Raw genomic sequence first — 16257 nt, forward strand, 5'->3', positions numbered from 1 at the left:
TCTCACGGGTCCGTGGACCCGTGGCACCCATCGAATGTGTCAACGGCCGGGGTGCCGGCCAACCCCTATTCACGCCTGCGCGGATGGCAACTTGTGCGCGCCGTTTTCGCTCGTTGACCGGGGTGTGGGGGCGGGTTTCGATGATTCGATCTCACCCTCGAAAGGCGTGCGACATGTCCTTGTGGTCGTTACCGATTGTCACCACGTTGCTGGCCACGGCGGTGTTCCCCGCCGGGGCCGTCACGACCCCCGATCCGGGATCCGCCGCCGTGCGCGACCCGGCCTCGCTGGTCAACGTCTTCCACGGTACGAAGGAGGCGGCGGCCGACTTCGGGCACGGCGGCGGCGGGGGGATGACCTTCCCCGGCGCCGTGCTGCCGTTCGGGATGATGCAGTGGAGCCCCGACACGGTGGAGGACGCCGGCGGCGGTTACCGCTGGGAGGACGACCGCCTGCGCGGCTTCTCCATGACCCACATCTCCGGGCCGGGCTGCACCGGCGCCCAGGACTTCCCGGTGATGCCCTTCTCCGGCCGGATCGGCCGCTCCCCCGCGACGCACGGGATGGACTACGTCCAGACCTTCAAGCACACCGCCGAGAAGGCCTCGCCCGGCTTCTACGGCGTCACCCTGGACACCGGCGTCAAGACCGAGCTGTCGGTCAGCACGCGGGCGGGCGTCGGCCGCTTCACCTTCCCTGAGGGCAAGCCGGCCACGCTGCTGCTGAACACCAGCGGCTCGATCAACGGCGTGGACGACGGCGAGACCCGGATCAGCGGGAACACCGTCGAGGGCTGGGTGCTGACCGGCGGGTTCTGCGGCCCTCCGACGCGCTACAAGGTCTACTTCCACGCCACCTTCGACCGGCCGGTCACCGGCTTCGGCACCTGGAAGGACGACCAGGTGCTGCCCGGCGCGCGGGTCGTCGCCAACGCCTCCGAAGGCAAGGTGAAGGGTCATGTCGTCACCTCCGACGACGTGGTGGTGAACGGGCCGGGGTCCGGCGCGTACCTGGAATTCGACCCCGCCACGCCGGTGCAGATGCGGGTGGGCCTGTCGTACGTGAGCGTCGAGGGCGCCAGGAACAACCTGCGGACGGAGATCGGCGCCAAGAACCTGGAGCAGGTGGCGAGCGAGGCGGAGGCCGTCTGGAACGCCCGTCTCGGCCAGGTGCGGATCGAGGGCGGCACCGACGCCCAGCGGCGCACCTTCTACAGCAGCCTCTACCACGCGCTGCTCCAGCCGTACGTGTTCGACGACGCCGACGGCACCTACGTCGGCTCCGACTACGAGATCCACCGGGTGAAGCCGGGCCACCACCACTACGCGACCTTCTCCGGCTGGGACGTCTACCGCAGCCAGGTCCAGTTGCTGGCCCTGCTCGCGCCGGACGTGGCGAGCGACATCGCGCAGTCGATGTACGTCAACGCCCAGGCGCTCGGCAACGTGTGGGACCGCTGGTCGCACCAGAACGCGGTCACCGGCGTCATGGTGGGCGACCCGTTCCACGTGATCCTCTCCACGGTGCACGCCTTCGGTGCGCGCGACTTCGAGGCCGCCGCAGCCCTGAAGGCGATGGCCGAGGCCGCCCGGCGCAGCGGCCCGATGGACATCGGTCACCCGCTGCTGGACTACGACGAGCGGCCGGGCAACGCCGCGTACATGGACAAGGGGTACGTGCCGTCGGACCCGTCCGCGACGCTGGAGTACGGCGTGGCCGACTTCGGCATCGCCCAGCTGGCCTCCCGGCTCGGCGACCAGGCCACGCGGGCGGAGTTCATGAAGCGCGCGCAGGCGTGGCAGCACCTGTTCAACCCGGCCAATGGCTGGGTCCAGCCCAAGATGGGGGACGGCGCGTTCAAGTCGCCGTTCGACCCGGCCGCCGCTGACGTCTACATGGAGGGCAACGGGGCGCAGTACCACTGGATGGTGCCGCACAACCCGCAGGGGCTGATCACCGCGATGGGCGGCGCCCAGGAAGCGGTGACCAGGCTGGACGACTACTTCAAGGAGCTGAACGCCGGCCCGCACCGGCCGTACGCCTACCTCGGCAACGAGGTCGCGCTGCAGTCGCCGTGGCTGTACGCGTGGGCGGGCCGGCCGTACAGGACGCAGGAGGTCGTCCGGAAAACGCAGAAGGAGCTGTTCCGCCCCGGCCCCGACGGGCTCGTCGGCAACGACGACCTGGGCACGATGGGCGCCTGGTACGTGTGGTCGGCCATGGGCCTGTTCCCGGCCATCCCCGGCCGGGCCGAGCTGCTGGTGAACACGCCGCTGTTCGACCGGATCACGATCGACAGGCCCGGCGGCGACATCCAGGTCAACGCGCCCGGCGCCGCGGGCGGCTACATCCGGGCGCTGCGCGTGAACGGCGTCCCCGTCTCGCAGGCGTGGCTGCCGGAGACGTTCGCCACGCGGGGCGGGCGGCTGGACTTCACGGTGAGCAGTTCTCCGAACCTCGCCTTCGGGGCCCGTCCGGCGGACGCGCCGCCGTCGTTCGGCGAGGGCACCGAGCCGTACCTGCTGGGGCTCAACCCGGGAAGCGGGCCGGTGGCGCCCGGCGGGACCTTCGAGGCCGACCTCACGATCCGGTCCATGGAGCGGACGGCCACGGTCGCGTGGCAGGCCACGCCGCCGCCGGGGATCACGGTGACGCCGTCGAGCGGACGCCTGCTCGTGCCAGCCGGGCGCGCCACCACCCGCAAGATCAGCATCACCGTGGACCCCGGCGTGGCGCTCGGCTTCCACACCGTGCCGATCGTCGCGGGCGAGGCGACCGGCGGCGTGCGGCTGAACGTGGCCGAGCGCGGCACGCTGGCGTGGCACCACAACAACGCCGGCATCGGCGACGCCACGGTCCCTGACGAGGCCAACATCGACGGGCCCGGGTTCAGCTACTCGGCGCAGGCCCTGGCCGACGAGGGCATCGAGCCGGGCGGCACCGTCTCCTGGAAGGGCTTCGACTTCACCTGGCCCGACCGCAAGCCCGGCGAGTGGGACAACCTGCGGCCGGGCACCGCGCCGATCGAGGTGGCGGCGCCCGACGGGGCGAGCGAGCTGGCGTTCCTCGGGTCGGGCGTGAACGGCTGGCCCGAGTCGAAGGTGACGGTCACCTACACCGACGGCTCGACGAGCACCGGCAAGCTCGGCCTCAGCGAGTGGATCCTGGACTTCGGCGGCGAGCCGCCGGCGTTCGGCAACGAGCCCGTAGCCAGCACGCCGCTCAGGCTCTTCTGGGGCTCATGGGCGTTCCAGCCCATCGGCGCGCACGTGTTCGCGGCTCAGCCGATCGCGCTGGACCCGGCCAAGAAGGTGGCCAGCCTGACCTTCGCCCCGGCGGAGGACGGCGAGCTGCACCTCTTCGCCTGGGCGTTCAAGTGACGGGTCAGGCCCAGACCGGGCGGGCGCCGCGGATGTTGAGCATGACCGAGTACAGCGACGTGGTCGCGGTGATGAAGACCCGGTTGCGCTTGGGCCCGCCGAAGACCAGGTTGGAGACGCTCTCCGGCAGGTTGAGCCTGCCGAGGAGCGTGCCGTCCGGGTCGTAGCAGTGCACCGAGGATCCGACGGCGGCCCACACGCGGCCGCCGTCGTCCAGGCGCAGGCCGTCGAAGCCCTCCTTGCCGTCGTGCGCGGCGAACACCCGGCCGCCGGTGAGCGTGCCGTCGTCGCGCACGTCGAAGACCCGCAGGTGGCGCTCCTGGGTGTCGGCGACGAAGAGCCTGCTCTCGTCGAGGTCGAAGGCGAGGCCGTTGGGCCTGGCGAAGTCGCCGGCGACCATCTCGGTCGCGCCGGTGCCGGGGTCGATGCGGTAGACGTGGCAGCCGTCGATCTCCTGCTCGGCCCGGTGTCCCTCGTAGTCGCCCAGGATGCCGTACGGCGGGTCGGTGAACCAGATCGACCCGTCGGAGCGGACCACGACGTCGTTGGGGCTGTTGAGCCGCCTGCCCCGCCAGCTGTCGGCCAGGGTGGTGACCGAGCCGTCGTGCTCGGTCCTGGTCACCCGGCGCGCGCCGTGCTCGCAGGAGATGAGCCGGCCCTCACGGTCGAGGGTGTTGCCGTTGACGTAGCCGGACGGCTGACGGAACGGCCCGATCGCGCCGGTCTGCTCGTCCCAGCGGAGCATCCGGTCGTTGGGGATGTCGCTCCACACCAGGAAGCGGCCCGCCGGGAAGTAGACCGGCCCTTCCGCCCAGCGGGTCCCACGGTGGAGGCGTTCGAGGTTTCTGTCGCCGCGGACAGCCGCGATGCGCTTGTCGAACGCCTCGAAATCGACGGGAATGAGCTCCACGAGGACGGCCTCCGGGGGGATCGGCTGCCCGACAGGGGTGGAGCTATGGGGATTCGAACCCCAGACCTCTTCCATGCCATGGAAGCGCGCTACCAACTGCGCCATAGCCCCTTGCGGATGCGTCGCCAAGTGTATCCGAATCCGGGGCCGCCCGTGTCATGTGTCAGGGCGAGGTGACGGTGGTGCGCATGGTGAGCGACTGCTCGCCGGTCTCCAGCGTGACCGTGACCTCGCCCAGCTCTCCCGTGCTCCGCACGTGGGTGCCGCCGCACGGGATCGACGCCTCGCCGCCGGGCAGGGCGCAGTGCCAGGTGCGGCGGGCGGTGAGCCCGGGGCCCGGCACGTCGATCCGGACCGGCGCGTCGGCCGCCACCCACGCCTTCAGCCGGGCGGCGACCTCGCGCGCCGTCTCCTCGGGGTCCAGCCCTTCGGCGGTGAACCCCTTCTTGCGCAGCGACTTGCCCAGCCGGTACTCGTCGACGCTCCCGTACGGGGAGATCCGCGAGGTGGTGATGGCGCTCTGGTCGAAGTCGGGGTTGCCGAGCCGGTCGCGCGCGGGCTCCTTGCGCCAGCGGCCGGCCAGGGCGGCGTTGAGGGCGAGCGCGGCGAGATGGCAGGCGGTGTGCCCGGCCGAGAGCGCGGCCCGGTGCGCCGCGTCGACCTCCAGGCCGACCTCGGCGCCCACGTCCAGCGGGGTCTCGGTGACGTGCACGACCAGCCAGTCCCAGCCGTCGGCGCCGCGCCGTACCGGGATGTCGCCGCCCAGGACGATGTCGCCCCCGGCCGGGCGGGCGCCGGTCACGCAGTCGAGCACCGGCAGCCCGCCGATGGTGCCCCGGTCGGCGGGCTGGTCCGGCCAGGTGTGGTCGAGGGGGTGGAACGGGGTCTCGGTGACGACGAGGCCGTGCCGCTCCCCCACCGGCACGGCCTCGACGATCGTGGAACGGCCACTGACATGACCGTAGGGAAAGGTGACGACTGTCGAATTCACGGACGTCATCCTGGCAGAGACACCCGCCGCTCGTCCTCCACATACCGGTCACGGCCCGCGTACAGGCCCGTGAACAGCTGCGCGACCAGCACGGCGAAGATCAGCAGGTACGGGAGCGTCCACCCGCCGCCCACCTCGCGCAGCACGCCGACGAGCAGCGGGCCGGCGCCGGCGATGAGGTAGCCGGCGCTCTGCCCGAACGCCGACAGCGACGACGTGGTCTCCGGCGTGCGGGTGCGCACGGCGAGCATGGTGAGCGCCAGCGGGAACGAGCCCATGCCGGCCGCCACCAGCACCACCCACACCGGCGCGGTGGAGGCGGGCGCCAGCCACAGCCCGAGGAACCCGGCCGTGTACGCGACCACCAGGCCGACCACCACCGGCCGCTGGTCGCGGAAGCGGGCGGCGACGAGAGGGACGAGGAGCGAGACGGGGATGTTCAGCGCGGTGAAGACGCCGAGGATCACGCCCGCCTGGCTCACCGTGTAACCGCCGTCGGTGAGGATGGTGGCGAGCCAGCCGAACATGATGTACGCGATCATCGACTGGGTGCCGAAGTAGACGGCGATCGCCCACGCCAGCCTGCTCCGCGCCATCCGGCGCAGGCCGCCACCCGGACGGCCGTCGCCCCGCTCCGGCTCACTGCGCAGGAGCGCGAGCCACGGGATGGCGGAGACCGCGGCCAGCGCCGCCCACACCCCCAGCGCCACGTGCCAGTCGCCCGAGGCCTGCTCGATCGGCACGGTGGCCGCGGCGGCGAGCATGGTGCCGACGGCCAGCGAGGTGGTGTAGACGGTGGTCATGACCCCGGTACGGGCCGGGAAGTGTCGCTTGATCAGCGTCGGGATGAGCACGTTGCCGACGGCCCCGCCCGACAGGGCGACGGCGCTGCTGGCCAGGAACACCGGCGCGGAGTCGACCAGGACCCGCACCAGCATGCCCGTGCCCAGCGTGACCAGGGCGAGCAGGAGCAGCCTGTGCTCGCCGACGCGGCGGGCCAGCGTGGGCGTGACCGCGCCGACGGTGGCGAAGGCCAGCACCGGCAGCGTGGTGAGCAGGCCGGTGCCGACGCTGGACATGCCGAGCGCGGCGGCGAGCTGGTCGAGCAGCGGGCCGACGCTGGTGACGGCGGTGCGCAGGTTCAGCGCGGCCAGGACGATCCCCAGCACGAGGAGCCAGGCGAGAGGGCCGGTTCTGGGCCGGGCCTCCTGAGTGAGCACGCTCATGCCGGACGGAATCCTCCACTCATCAAGTCATGGGATGAATCGACAGGATAACAGTTACAAATGAGACATCTATTCCACGGGCATGGCAAAGCCCCCGAAACATCGGGGGCTTGCGGGGGAACGGGGACGTTACAGAACCGGCCGGGGGCCCTGGGGCGGCTCGTTGCGCGGCGGGACGGGGCCGGGAGGCGGGAGCGTGCCGGGGTCCTGGGGGAAGCCGGTGTCGCCGCCGACCGTGCCGGGCGGGACCGGGCGATCGCCGCCGCCGAGCGCGGAGCCGTGCTGGTGCGGTCCGGGGACGTCGCCCCGCCACGCGCCGGTCTCGCCGCCGCGCCCCTCGATGTACTCCTTGAAGCGCTGCATGTCGCCCTTGACGCGCGCCTGGACGATGTTGAGCCAGTCGCCGGCCTTCTCCACGAACCCCTCGGGGTCGTACTCCATCTGGAGCTGGACCCTCGCGGTCTCCGGGCCGAGCCGGTGGAAGGTGACGACGCCGGCCTGGTGCGGCCTCTCGACCGACCGCCAGGCGACGCGCTCGTCGGGGTGCTGCTCGGTGATCTCGGCGTCGAACTCCCGCTTGACGCCGGCGATCTCGGTGATCCAGTGGGTACGCGTGTCCGTGACCTGCTTGATGGACTCCACGCCCTCCATGAACTCGGGGAAGCTCTCGAACTGGGTCCACTGGTTGTACGCGACCCTGATCGGAACGTTGACCTCTACGGCGTGCTCGATCGTACTCATGGGACTCGTTGCTGCCCGGGCACGCGCGCGCCTAACGTCGGCGCCACAGCCAGTAGAGGCCCACGAGCGGCAGTACGAGCGGAATGTACAGGTAGCCCCTGCCGTAGCCCGACCAGACGGTCTCGTCGGGGAAGGCGGCCGGGTCGAGCAGACTCACGGTGCCGATGACGAGCACCCCGGCCAGCTCGATGAGGAGCGCCGCCAGCGCGAGCCGTCTCGCGCCGCGTGCGAGCGCGACGGTGAGCAGCAGGTAGACCAGCGCGGCGAAGGCCGACAGCGAGTAGGCCACCGGCGCCTCGCCGAACCTGGTGGCGATCTGCACGGCGGCGCGGGCGCCGGCGGCCAGCGCGAACAGCCCGTAGAGGGCGAGCAGCGCCCGGCCGGGGCCGGAGCCGATGCCGGTGGTGGTCACGCCACGCCCTGCCAGATCTGCAGCAGCCGCCCGGTCATCACCGCGATCGCGAACCCGGCCACGACCAGGATGGCCGGGCCCCAGCGGCTGCGCTCGGCGAGCCCGAGGAACACCCCGGCGGGCGGGATGAGCGCCTCGGCGATCAGGTAGCCGTAGATCGTGACCGCCTCGCCCGACGGCCCCTCGCCGCCGGCCAGCGCGGCGATCACGAACCCCGCCTGCACCAGGACCGCCACTTCGAGCAGGACGAACCCGGCCAGCAGGACCACGCCCATGGGCCGGTCGCGGATGGCGGTGATCAGGCTCGCCAGCGCCAGCAGCAGCGCGCCGACGATGACGATCGTGGCAACGGTGGTGTTCATCGCAGCACAGGTTATCGCCCGCCCGGGCCGGTTCCCGATCCCGTCCGGCGCCCTCGGGCCGCTGCCTAGGATCGGAGGTATGGAGAGGATCCTCGTCAGCGCGTGCCTGATGGGCCGCCGGGTCCGCTACGACGGCGGCGCCAAGACCAGCTCCGACGAGCGGCTGGCGGCTTGGCGGCGCGAGGGGCGGCTGGTGGCGTTCTGCCCTGAGGTGCAGGGCGGGCTGCCCGTGCCGCGGCCGGCCGCCGAGATCGAGGGCGGCGCGGGCGGGGCGGCGGTGCTGGACGGGCGGGCCCGCGTGCTGGCCGCCGACGGGTCCGACGTGACGGCCGAGTTCCTGGCGGGGGCGCGGGCCGCGCTGGCCGCCGCCCGCGACGCCGGGGCCCGGCTGGCGGTGCTGAAGGAGGGCAGCCCGTCGTGCGGCACGCTGGCCGTGTACGACGGGACGTTCACCGGCCGTCGCGCCGCGGGCCGGGGCGTGACCACGGCCCTGCTGGAGCGCCACGGCATCCGGGTGTTCGGCGAGGACCACGTCGAGGAGGCGGCGGCCTGCCTGGACGCCCTGGAGTCCTCCGGCGAGGCGGGCTCCTCCTCTCCGCGTCCTGGGTGACGGGCCGGGCGGAGTGCGTCCCGCCCGGCCCTCCGGTTCACTGCCGGGTGATCACCACGTCGTCCACCGCCGCCTCGACGAGGCTCGCGGTGCCCGCGTCGGCCGCCTCGACGACGACGCGCACGGTCTGCCCGGCGAAGGCGGAGACGTCGGCGGTGGCGGTGGCCCAGGCCGCGTCGCGGTCGACGGCCGCGCCGAGCCGCTCCACCACGGTCGCCGTGGTCGTGCCGACGACCCGTACCCGGAAGAAGTCGGCGCTGGTGGCGTTGCTGCCGTGGGCCAGGTACCACGACAGCGACAGCCGGAGCTGGCCGCTTGTCGGGAGCGTGATCGCCGGCGACCTGACGGTGGTCACGCCGCCGTCGATGTCGTACGCGCCGGCGCTCGAACCCGCGAGCGGGCCGGTGACCAGGGCGTTGACGCCGCTCGTGGTGGTCCCGAGCTGCTTGGGGCCGCTGGAGTCGGTGGCCTGCGGGTCACCGCGCTCCCACACGCCGGTGGTGGCGGTGTCGGTGCCGCCGGGGTTCACCGTCCAGCCGGTGGCGGTCTCGAAGGTGTCGGACCAGACGGGCTGCGGCTGCTCGGCGGTCGCGAGGGTCCAGACGGCGTGCGCGACGGCGTCCGTGTTGCGGTCGAGCGCGGTGTCGCTGATGTTCGCGGTGGTGTCGCAGGAGCGGTGGTAGCAGGGGTCGAACGCCTGCCCGGCGGTGCCGCCCCACAGCTGCGCCTGGGCGCTGGACTTGATGCCCTCGGCGCCGGTGAACGTGCCCCCCGCCGGGATCCCGGCGCTGATGAACGGCCCGTAGTCGGAGCGGCCGTCGAAGTCGGTGCCCCGGGTGGGCACGCCGATGCCCGCGAAGTAGCTCTGCAGGACCTGCTCCAGCTCGGCCGACCCGGCGGGTCCAGGCCCCGCCCCGGTGCCGTCGGAGTCGTCGCCGTCGTAGATGAAGTAGCCGGCGTTGGGCGAGCCGACCATGTCGAAGTTCAGGTAGCCGCCGATCCTGGCGCGCTCGGCGGCGGGCAGGTTGTTCACGTAGTAGCGGGAGCCGCGCAGCCCCAGCTCCTCGGCGCCCCACCAGGCGAAGCGCAGGTGCCGGTTCGGCTGCAGCCCCTGGCGGGCCACCTCCAGCGCGACTTCGAGGATGGCGGCCGAGCCCGAGCCGTTGTCGTTGATGCCGGGGCCGGCGGTCACGCTGTCGAGGTGGGCGCCGACCATGAGCACGTCGTCCATGTCGCCGCCGGGCCAGTCGGCGATGACGTTGTAGCCGGTGGCGCCGTTGTAGGTGAACGACTGGAGGGTGGTGGCGTAGCCGGCGGCGTTGAGCAGGTTCCTGACGTAGTTGGCGGAGGCCAGGTAGCCGGGCCTGCCGTGCGCCCGGTTGCCGCCGTTGGCGGTGGCGATGGACTGCAACTGGCTCAGGTGGGCCTTCACGTTCGACAGGGGGATGTCGGGAGCGGCGGCCGCCGCCGCGGCGGGCGCGGTCAGGGCCAGTGGGACGGCGAGCACGGCGGCGCAGAGCGCCGGGAGTAACTTCACGGGGTCCTCCGTGGGGGGTGAGAGGGGGAGCGGCGTGGTGCGCCGCTCCCCCGCCGGGGTGTCGGCCGGTGACGGTTACCGGCTGACCTGGTGGTTGTGCCCGTGGTACGGCACGTCGCGCATCTGGAGCGGCGCACCGGCGTCCGTGCGGGCGGTCGTGCCGCCCGGCAGGCTGCGGTCGTAGGCGTAGGTCACCGCGGAGTGCACGATGGCTCCCGTGTTGACCAGCAGCGCCTCGGTGCTGACGTTGTCGATCGTGTCGCAGGCCCGGTGGTAGCACGGGTCGTAGGCGACTCCCGCCGTGCCGCCGTACTTCGCGGCCTCCTCCTCGGTCTTCACGCCCTCGGCGCCGGTGAACAGGCCGCCGGACGGGATGCCGGCCTCGATGAACGGCCCGTAGTCGGAGCGGCCGTCGAAGTCGGTGCCGCCGTGCGGCAGGCGCAGCGCGTCGAAGAACCGCTCGAACGTCGCCTCGATCTCGTCGGAGCCGGGCGGGCCCGCGGGCGCGCCGGTCGCGTCGGAGTCGTCGCCGTCGTAGATCTTGTACGCGTAGTTCGGCGAGCCGATCATGTCGAAGTTCAGGTACAGCTTGATCTTCGCGCGCTCCGCGGCCGGCAGGTTCGCCACGTAGTACTCGGAGCCGATCAGGTTCAGCTCTTCCGCGCCCCACCAGGCGAAGCGCAGCTTGTTGACCGTCGGCAGCTTGGCCATGAGCAGGGCGGTCTCCAGGATGCCCGCGCTGCCGGTGCCGTTGTCGTTGATGCCGGGGCCGGCGGTGACGCTGTCGAGGTGCGCGCCGAACATGACGACGTTGCCCGGGTTGCCGCTCCGGGAGTCGGCGATCACGTTGTAGGTGGTGCGGGTCTCGCTCTCGGTGTCGGTGGCCAGGCGCACCACGCTGGTCGTGGCGGCCAGTTCGGCGCCGATCTCGAAGCCGGTGCCGACCACGGGGATCGTGACCGTGGGCACGCCGAGGGTGCCCTGCAGGGTCGCGGTGCGGCCTTCCTGGCCCTCGTTGAAGATGATCACACCGGCGGCGCCCGCGGCCTGGGCGTTCTCCGCCTTGACGCGGAAGTCGCAGCTGCCGCGCTGGATCAGGGCGATGTTGCCGGGCGTGAAGCCGGCGAAGTCCGCCGGCTCGCAGCCGGAGGTCGAGCCCGGCTGGGCGGGCGGGGGGATCTGCAGGTCCACGTTCTGCACGGTCGCGGTCACGTCCCCGGCGCCGGAGTACGTCATGGTCGCGAACTCGCCGACCACGCTGCCGTCCGGCGGGGTCGGGGTGTACGTGCGCGGATCGGGCGAGATCCGTTGCATGGTGGCCGTGGAGTTCTGCATGAAGAACGGGAACTCGAACGGCTGGATCGTGACCTTGTAACCCGCCTGGCGCAGCTTGCCCGCCACGTAGTCGCGCGAGGCGTCGTAGCCGGGCGTGCCCGAGGCGCGGGTGCCCCCGTTGGCGTCGGCGATCCGCTGGAACGCCTCCAGGTGCCGGACGACAGGCTTGGCCTTGACCGATCTGGCCAAGGCCGTCGGATCGGGATCCGCCTGTGCCGGGGTGACGAAGGCGAGAGGAAGGGCGAGGGCCACTGCCAGGGTGCCGGCTCGGGCCACGCCCTTGGGGAGGTGGAAGCGCATTCGGCTCCTCCGCAAGGAATCTGGTTGGGACTGTCTCCCCCGATTCAAGTCGCGCTGGAACGTTAACCAGAGCAAGGCACCCTGAAAAGACCCAGATATGCGATTTTCAGCCCACTACGTCGTCCTTGGCTGAATCCACGTTGGTCTTCAGCTCCTCCAGCACCTTGGCGTACCCCAGGTAGCTGTACCGTTCGGCCGCACGCCACGGGTAGACCTGACCGGCCTTGACCGCGGGCAGCTCGCTCCAGGTCGGCTTCTTCGCCATCTCGCCGGCCTTCATGGACTGGGCCCGGGCGTCCACCAGGATCACGTCGGCCTCGTACTTGTCGGCGTTCTCCCAGCTCAGCACCTCCCAGAAACCGCCCTCGCTCTCCGTCGGACTGGCCGGGGAGACGACGTCGAGGCCCAGCTCCTTGAAGTAGGCCAGGTCGGGGTGGTCGGGCAGGTACGCGACGTACAGGTTGTCGGGGGTGGCCGTGACGACCATGACCTTCAGCCCCGGCCTCGCGGCGGCGGACTCCCTGAGCTGGGCACTCGCGGCCTCGAAGCGGGACTTGGCCTCGGCGACCGGCGCGGCGTTCAGGTCGGCGCCCAGCGCGGCGGCCAGGCCGGCGTAGCGCTCGATGACCTCGGTGAGCTTCTTGCCGCCGAGCAGGACGCCGAGCGTCGGGGCGACCTGCTCGATGGCGTCCGCCGACTCCTCGGGCACGTACCAGAGCGAGTCCTTCAGGTACATGCCCGAGACGAGCAGGTCGGGCCGGACCGAGATGAACTTCTCGACGTTGAACTCGCCCCACGTGTTGCCGATCGACTCGACGGCGGCGATGTCGACCTCGCCCACCTCGGGGTCGCGCCCGCCGTCCTTGAGCCGGTGCGGGCCGAACACGGCGACCGGGCGCACGCCGAAGTCCCACAGCGCCGCCGCGGAGGCGGACTGGGCCACCACCCGCTCCGGCCGCGCCGGCAGGGAGATCTTCTTGCCGCGATCGTCCGTCCAGCTCCAGGCTTCCTGCGCGGAGGCGGACGGCGCGGACGCGGGCGGCGCCTCCGTCCCGCCGCACGCAGCGGTTCCCAGCAGAGCGGCGACGGCGAGGGCGACGAGTCCCCTACGCGGGACAGTGGGCATGGGGACTCCTCCGGCTTTACCGATTCGTGGTCCGCATATTAGCTTAGGCTTACCTAAGTCGAAAGGGTCACCCGTGCACTCCCCGCGGAACCTTAAGATCGAGCGCAGGGGGTGAGCCGCCGATGCTCCGGGCGATATTCAAGACCGAGGCAGGCAGCACCACGCTGCTGCTCGCCGCCACGATCGTGGCCATGCTCTGGGCCAACTCGCCGTGGGGCGACACCTACGAGGCGTTCTGGCACATCCCGGTCGGGCTCACGTTCGGCGACGCCACGTTCTCCCTCGATCTGCGCCACTGGGTGAACGACGGGCTGATGGCGATCTTCTTCTTCGTCATCGGCCTGGAGATCTCCTACGAGATGCGCCTCGGGCAGATGCGCGACCGCCGGCTGGTCGCCGTGCCGGCCCTCGCCGCGCTCGGCGGGCTGGTCGTCCCCGCGGGCATCTACCTGATGCTCAACGCGGGCGGGCCCGGCGCCGTCGGCTGGGGCGTGCCGATCGCCACCGACACCGCGTTCGTGCTGGGCCTGCTCGCCGTGGTGGGGGCGCGCTGCCCCGACCCGCTGCGGGCCTTCCTGCTCACGCTGGCGATCGTGGACGACGTGCTCGCCATCATGATCATCGCCATCTTCTACACGGCGAGCCTGTCCGTCCCCGCGCTCGTCACCGCGGTGCTGCTGCTCGCCGCGATCATGCTGCTGCGGTGGCTGCGGATCTGGCGCGCGCCCGCGTACATCGTGCTCGGCTTCGCGCTGTGGGTGGCGACGCTGGAGAGCGGCGTGCACCCGACGCTGGTCGGCATCGCGCTCGGCGTGCTGGTTTTCGTGTACGCGCCCAGCGACCGGAAGCTGATCAGGGCCGGCGAGGCCGTGCAGGAGCTGACCTACGCGCCCAACCCGCGGGCGGCCGTGGAGGCGACGCGGCTGGTGCGCATGTCGGTCTCCGTGAACGAACGGCTGCAGCTGCTGCTCCACCCGTGGAGCAGCTACGTGATCGTGCCGATCTTCGCGCTGGCCAACGCCGGCATCCGGCTCGACAGCGAGACCCTGAGCGCGGCGATGACCTCGCCGATCTCCATCGGCGTGGCGCTGGGCCTGCTCGCCGGCAAGCTCCTCGGCATCACCCTCGGCACCTGGCTGCCGCTCCGGCTCAACTGGGGCATCCTGCCGGGCAACCTGGTGTGGGGCCAGCTGCTGGGCGGCGCGGCGGTGTCCGGCATCGGGTTCACGGTCTCGCTGTTCATCGTGGAGCTGGCCTTCGAGGACCCGCTGCTGATCAGCGAGGCCAAGATCGGCATCCTCGCCGGGTCGATCGCCTCGGCGCTGCTCGGCTGGATCATCTTCAAACTGGCGTGGAACCGGGGCGGCGTGTGCGCCCCTCCGGACGCCGCCGCCGAGCCGGAGGAGGAGCGGCCGGAGCTGCTCAGCACGCCGGTCGGCCCCGACGACCACGTGCGCGGCCCGGCGGACGCCGCCGTCACCGTGGTCGAGTACGGCGACTTCGAGTGCCCCTACTGCGGGCGGCTGCACCCGATCCTGGAGGAGCTGCGGCGCCGCCGCCCCGACGTGCGGTTCGTGTTCCGCCACTACCCGCTCCGCGACATGCACCCGCGCGCGCTGGCCGCCGCGCTGGTGGCCGAGGCGGCCGCCCGCGACGGCCGGTTCTGGGAGATGCACGACAAGCTCTACGCCGCCCAGCGCGCACTCGCCGACGCCGACCTCGCGCGTTACGCGGCCGAGCTGAAGGTCGACCTGTCGGCTCCGATCGCCGCCCGCGCCGCCAGGATCGAGCGCGACGAGCGATCAGGCCGGGAAAGCGGGGTACGAGGCACCCCGACCCTGTTCATCAACGGCGTACGCTACCGAGGCAGGCTGGACCTCGCACCGATCATCGAAGCGGTGGAGAAGGCACGCCCCGCCGCCGCCCCCGGGAAAAAGACCCCCTGACGGATGGAGATCTCCGGCATGGCCTCTTCGAACCTCCTCAACGTGCTGCTCGCGATCCTGTCCTGCGCGGTGCCGGGCATCGGCGTCGTGGTCACGGCCATGGGCCGGCGGACCCACGGACGCGCGGCGGTCATCGGCCTGCTGGGCTGCGTCGCGCTGCTGCTGGAGGGCCTGCTCCGGCTCGGCCAGACGATCTTCCTGCGGACCATCGTGGAGACCGTCGGCCTCCGCGAGGCGGGCGGCGTGCTGGCGTTGCTGGGGCTGGTCTCGTTCGTGCTGGCGACGACGGGCGTCGGCCTCCTGATCTGGGCCGTGGTAGCCCGCCGCACCCCGCAGCCCGCCGCCCCGGGTTGGCAGCAGCCGCAGCCCGGCCCCCAGCAGGGCTGGCAGCAGCCCGGCCCGCCCCAGCAGCAGCCCCCGGCCGGCCCGCACCAGAACCCGCAGGCGGGCCCGTACCAGAACCCGAACCCCGGGCCCTACCAGAACCCGCAGGGCTGGCAGCAGCCCCCGACCTGACCGATCCGGATGGGACGAAGGCGGCAGATGTGACAATCTTGGAGCACACCCCGCCTCCGAAGGGCATCATGAATCCAGAGCAGCCCGGCGGTCCCGAAGGGGACATGACGATCAGGCGTCGCTGGGACGGCCCGGCCCCGCCCCCGCCGCGGCGGCAGGCGACGCCCCCGCACCCCCTCCCGCCGCCCGCGAACGCGGCGCCCCTGTTCCCCCAGCCTCCGCGCATGCCGCCTCTGGAGGACAACCGGACGCAGCGGCTCGACTACACGCCGGACCTGCTGCCCGACGTCGCCTACGAGACCAGGAAGTCCCGGTCGGGCTGGTGGTGGCTGTTCGCGGTGGGCGGCGTCCTGCTGCTGGTGGTGGCCCTGGCCGCGGCCGTGCTGCTGTCGGCGAACTCCTAGGCCCTGGTGAAGTCCATCGTCCAGTTGGTCTCCCAGGTCCGCTCGCCGTCGGCCGAGAGCGCCTGCTCCCACCGGCAGGCGTCCGGCCCGAGCACGGTCCAGAGGAACCGGGAGCGCACCGGCGTCCCCTCATGCAGTTCGTCGGCGTAGAACCGGCCGCGGTCGCCGTCGAAGCCGCCCACCATGGGCGGCAGGTCGAGCGTGCCGGTGCGGCTGCTGGACCAGTAGATGGACCACAGCCGCGTGGCCGGCTCGTACAGCCGCAGCGTCAGCCCGCTGTAGCCGAGGGTCGGGAAGTGGATCTCGTCGAAGTTGGCGGCGCCGCCGAAGTGGCGGGTGCTGGTGGAGACGCCCGGGAACTCCTCCCAGTCGTCGCTGCCGGCCAGACGCTTGACCAGGCGGCGGTTGGCCACGTTCCAGGTGCCGGCGAGGAAGTCGAAGTCGTTCATGCGGAGACGGTA

Annotated in this window: 15 protein-coding genes and 1 tRNA gene; 5 read left to right on the forward strand and 11 right to left on the reverse strand. The window is 72.0% G+C overall.

The features are described from left to right. Window positions 1-173: 173 nt before the first annotated feature. Complete coding sequence (locus ACIBF7_RS20020; RefSeq protein ID WP_397197781.1) at window positions 174-3380, forward strand: GH92 family glycosyl hydrolase; 3207 nt, start codon at window positions 174-176, stop codon at window positions 3378-3380. Window positions 3381-3384: 4 nt separating this feature from the next. Here ACIBF7_RS20020 and ACIBF7_RS20025 read toward each other — a convergent pair whose 3' ends face one another. The 7 genes from ACIBF7_RS20025 to ACIBF7_RS20055 form a co-directional block, all read right to left on the reverse strand. Beyond that, a complete protein-coding gene (locus ACIBF7_RS20025) occupies window positions 3385-4290 on the reverse strand; it encodes an SMP-30/gluconolactonase/LRE family protein (RefSeq protein WP_397197782.1) in 906 nt (301 codons plus the stop codon). 38 nt (window positions 4291-4328) lie between these two features. Beyond that, window positions 4329-4401, reverse strand: a tRNA-Ala gene (locus ACIBF7_RS20030). A gap of 52 nt (window positions 4402-4453) precedes the next feature. Continuing rightward, a complete protein-coding gene (locus ACIBF7_RS20035; protein ID WP_222708850.1) occupies window positions 4454-5281 on the reverse strand; it encodes a metal-dependent hydrolase in 828 nt (275 codons plus the stop codon). 5 nt (window positions 5282-5286) lie between these two features. Then, complete coding sequence (locus tag ACIBF7_RS20040) at window positions 5287-6507, reverse strand: CynX/NimT family MFS transporter (RefSeq protein ID WP_397197783.1); 1221 nt, start codon at window positions 6505-6507, stop codon at window positions 5287-5289. Window positions 6508-6636: 129 nt separating this feature from the next. Beyond that, the gene (locus tag ACIBF7_RS20045) at window positions 6637-7248 is read right to left on the reverse strand and encodes an SRPBCC family protein (protein WP_219548627.1); all 612 of its coding nucleotides are present in this window, start codon (window positions 7246-7248) and stop codon (window positions 6637-6639) included. A gap of 31 nt (window positions 7249-7279) precedes the next feature. After that, window positions 7280-7660, reverse strand: a complete 381-nt coding sequence (locus ACIBF7_RS20050; protein WP_397197784.1) for a hypothetical protein — start codon at window positions 7658-7660, stop codon at window positions 7280-7282. Continuing rightward, entirely contained in the window at window positions 7657-8022 is a 366-nt protein-coding gene (locus tag ACIBF7_RS20055; RefSeq protein WP_397197785.1) for a hypothetical protein, read from the reverse strand. The genes ACIBF7_RS20050 and ACIBF7_RS20055 overlap by 4 nt, the downstream gene beginning before the upstream one ends. Window positions 8023-8101: 79 nt before the next feature. Between ACIBF7_RS20055 and ACIBF7_RS20060 the strand changes: the two genes are divergently transcribed. After that, on the forward strand, window positions 8102-8632 hold the full coding sequence (locus ACIBF7_RS20060) for a DUF523 domain-containing protein (RefSeq protein WP_397197786.1): 531 nt from the start codon (window positions 8102-8104) through the stop codon (window positions 8630-8632). 37 nt (window positions 8633-8669) lie between these two features. Here ACIBF7_RS20060 and ACIBF7_RS20065 read toward each other — a convergent pair whose 3' ends face one another. From ACIBF7_RS20065 to ACIBF7_RS20075, 3 genes are all read right to left on the reverse strand, one after another. Beyond that, complete coding sequence (locus tag ACIBF7_RS20065; protein ID WP_397197787.1) at window positions 8670-10169, reverse strand: M28 family metallopeptidase; 1500 nt, start codon at window positions 10167-10169, stop codon at window positions 8670-8672. Window positions 10170-10244: 75 nt separating this feature from the next. After that, window positions 10245-11804 (reverse strand): M28 family metallopeptidase, encoded by a 1560-nt coding sequence (locus tag ACIBF7_RS20070; protein WP_397197788.1) that lies wholly within the window; start codon window positions 11802-11804, stop codon window positions 10245-10247. 106 nt (window positions 11805-11910) lie between these two features. Continuing rightward, on the reverse strand, window positions 11911-12930 hold the full coding sequence (locus ACIBF7_RS20075; RefSeq protein WP_271278528.1) for an ABC transporter substrate-binding protein: 1020 nt from the start codon (window positions 12928-12930) through the stop codon (window positions 11911-11913). A 122-nt stretch (window positions 12931-13052) separates the two neighbouring features. On the opposite strand from ACIBF7_RS20075, the gene nhaA reads away from it, so the two are divergent. From nhaA to ACIBF7_RS20090, 3 genes are all read left to right on the forward strand, one after another. Beyond that, entirely contained in the window at window positions 13053-14876 is a 1824-nt protein-coding gene (gene nhaA, locus ACIBF7_RS20080; protein ID WP_364236584.1) for a Na+/H+ antiporter NhaA, read from the forward strand. 18 nt (window positions 14877-14894) lie between these two features. Further along, entirely contained in the window at window positions 14895-15392 is a 498-nt protein-coding gene (locus ACIBF7_RS20085) for a hypothetical protein (RefSeq protein WP_271278526.1), read from the forward strand. 104 nt (window positions 15393-15496) lie between these two features. Further along, window positions 15497-15796, forward strand: a complete 300-nt coding sequence (locus ACIBF7_RS20090) for a hypothetical protein (RefSeq protein WP_271278525.1) — start codon at window positions 15497-15499, stop codon at window positions 15794-15796. On the opposite strand, the gene ACIBF7_RS20095 is transcribed toward ACIBF7_RS20090, so the two are convergent. Further along, window positions 15793-16245 (reverse strand): hypothetical protein, encoded by a 453-nt coding sequence (locus tag ACIBF7_RS20095; RefSeq protein WP_148029989.1) that lies wholly within the window; start codon window positions 16243-16245, stop codon window positions 15793-15795. The two genes, ACIBF7_RS20090 and ACIBF7_RS20095, sit on opposite strands and share 4 nt — an antisense overlap. Between the last annotated feature and the right edge of the window lie 12 nt (window positions 16246-16257).

Source organism: Nonomuraea sp. NPDC050478 (assembly GCF_044458265.1).
In the GTDB taxonomy this organism is placed as follows: Bacteria; Actinomycetota; Actinomycetes; order Streptosporangiales; family Streptosporangiaceae; genus Nonomuraea; species Nonomuraea ferruginea.

Coding starts and splice junctions, on each gene's coding strand:
- ACIBF7_RS20020 (WP_397197781.1), top strand. CDS start 174: ATGTCCTTGTGGTCGTTACCGATTGTCACCACGTTGCTGGCCACGGCG.
- ACIBF7_RS20040 (WP_397197783.1), bottom strand. CDS start 6,507: ATGAGCGTGCTCACTCAGGAGGCCCGGCCCAGAACCGGCCCTCTCGCC.
- ACIBF7_RS20045 (WP_219548627.1), bottom strand. CDS start 7,248: ATGAGTACGATCGAGCACGCCGTAGAGGTCAACGTTCCGATCAGGGTC.
- ACIBF7_RS20055 (WP_397197785.1), bottom strand. CDS start 8,022: ATGAACACCACCGTTGCCACGATCGTCATCGTCGGCGCGCTGCTGCTG.
- ACIBF7_RS20060 (WP_397197786.1), top strand. CDS start 8,102: ATGGAGAGGATCCTCGTCAGCGCGTGCCTGATGGGCCGCCGGGTCCGC.
- ACIBF7_RS20070 (WP_397197788.1), bottom strand. CDS start 11,804: ATGCGCTTCCACCTCCCCAAGGGCGTGGCCCGAGCCGGCACCCTGGCA.
- ACIBF7_RS20075 (WP_271278528.1), bottom strand. CDS start 12,930: ATGCCCACTGTCCCGCGTAGGGGACTCGTCGCCCTCGCCGTCGCCGCT.
- nhaA (WP_364236584.1), top strand. CDS start 13,053: ATGCTCCGGGCGATATTCAAGACCGAGGCAGGCAGCACCACGCTGCTG.
- ACIBF7_RS20085 (WP_271278526.1), top strand. CDS start 14,895: ATGGCCTCTTCGAACCTCCTCAACGTGCTGCTCGCGATCCTGTCCTGC.
- ACIBF7_RS20090 (WP_271278525.1), top strand. CDS start 15,497: ATGACGATCAGGCGTCGCTGGGACGGCCCGGCCCCGCCCCCGCCGCGG.
- ACIBF7_RS20095 (WP_148029989.1), bottom strand. CDS start 16,245: ATGAACGACTTCGACTTCCTCGCCGGCACCTGGAACGTGGCCAACCGC.